1 protein-coding gene is annotated in these 1231 nt (G+C 58.9%); it reads left to right on the top strand.

Going from position 1 to position 1231, the window contains the following annotated elements; all coding sequences use genetic code 11:
• The first annotated feature begins 63 nt into the window (after nucleotides 1-63).
• A protein-coding gene (locus tag M8744_RS17685; protein WP_251420059.1) for an IS3 family transposase occupies nucleotides 64-1193 on the top strand; the annotation gives its coding sequence in 2 pieces (ribosomal slippage) (nucleotides 64-298 and nucleotides 298-1193; 1131 coding nt in all).
• The last annotated feature ends 38 nt before the right edge of the window (nucleotides 1194-1231 follow it).

A 1231-nucleotide genomic window follows, 5' to 3' on the forward strand; every position in this document is an offset into this window, starting at 1 on the left:
TGGACCTGTCGCGGTTTGGTGCCGCTCCTTTGATAGCATATTGTGCAGCAAAGGAGACGAGCTATGGGAACAGGACGAACGGAAGAATTTCGCAAGGATGCAGTGCGAATTGCGCTGACCAGCGGTCTGACACGGCGACAAGTTGCGGATGATCTGGGTGTTGGGCTTTCGACGCTGAACAAATGGGTGACGGCACACCGCGACACGGATGTGGTATCGCCCGAGGATCGCGAGCTTGCGCGGGAGAACGAACGGCTTCGACGCGAGAACCGTATCCTCAAGGAGGAGAGGGATATCCTAAAAAAAGCCACCCAGTTCTTCGCGAGCCAAAAGCCATGAGGTTTCGGTTTGTTGAAGAACAGCGCGGGGCCTTCCCGATCGACCGGCTGTGCCTGGTCATGAACGTCAGCCCGCGCGGGTTGCGGGCTTTCCGCAGCCGCCCGGCCAGCCGCAGGCAGCGCATGGACATGGTCGTTCTGGCGCATATCAAGGAACAATCGCGCCTGAGCCTGGGCAGCTATGGCCGCCCACGGATGACCGAAGAGCTGAAGGAGGTCGGTGTCGATGTCGGGCACCGGCGCGTCGGCCGCCTGATGCGCGAAAACGGGATTACTGTTGAAAGAACGCGCAAGTTCAAGGCGACCACAGACAGCGATCATACGTTCAACATCGCCCCGAACCTGCTGGATCGCGACTTCAGTGCGGCCGGGTCGAACCAGAAATGGGCGGGCGACATCAGCTACATCTGGACCCGCGAGGGCTGGCTGTATCTGGCAGTCATCCTGGACCTGCATTCCCGCCGCGTGATCGGCTGGGCTGTCAGCAACCGGATGAAGCGCGATCTGGCGATCCGGGCCTTGAAGATGGCCATTGCTTTCAGATCGCCGCCCAAAGGTTGCATCTTCCACAGCGATCGCGGCAGCCAATACTGTTCGCATGACTATCAGAAGATCCTGCGCCAGCACGGCTTCCGGGTCTCAATGAGCGGCAAAGGTAATTGTTATGACAATGCGGCCGTCGAGACGTTCTTCAAAACCATCAAGGCAGAGATGATCTGGCGGCGGTCATGGGCAACCAGGCGGCAAGCTGAGATGGCGATCTTCGAGTACATCAATGGCTTCTACAATCCGCGTCGACGGCACTCAGCATTGGGCTGGAAAAGCCCGGTCGCCTTCGAACGGAAAGTGGCTTAAACGAGCACCTGGAGCGGCACAAATACGTGACAGGTCCA

Origin of the sequence: Lutimaribacter degradans (assembly GCF_023703375.1) — a bacterium.
GTDB classification, from domain to species: domain Bacteria; phylum Pseudomonadota; class Alphaproteobacteria; order Rhodobacterales; family Rhodobacteraceae; genus Lutimaribacter; species Lutimaribacter degradans.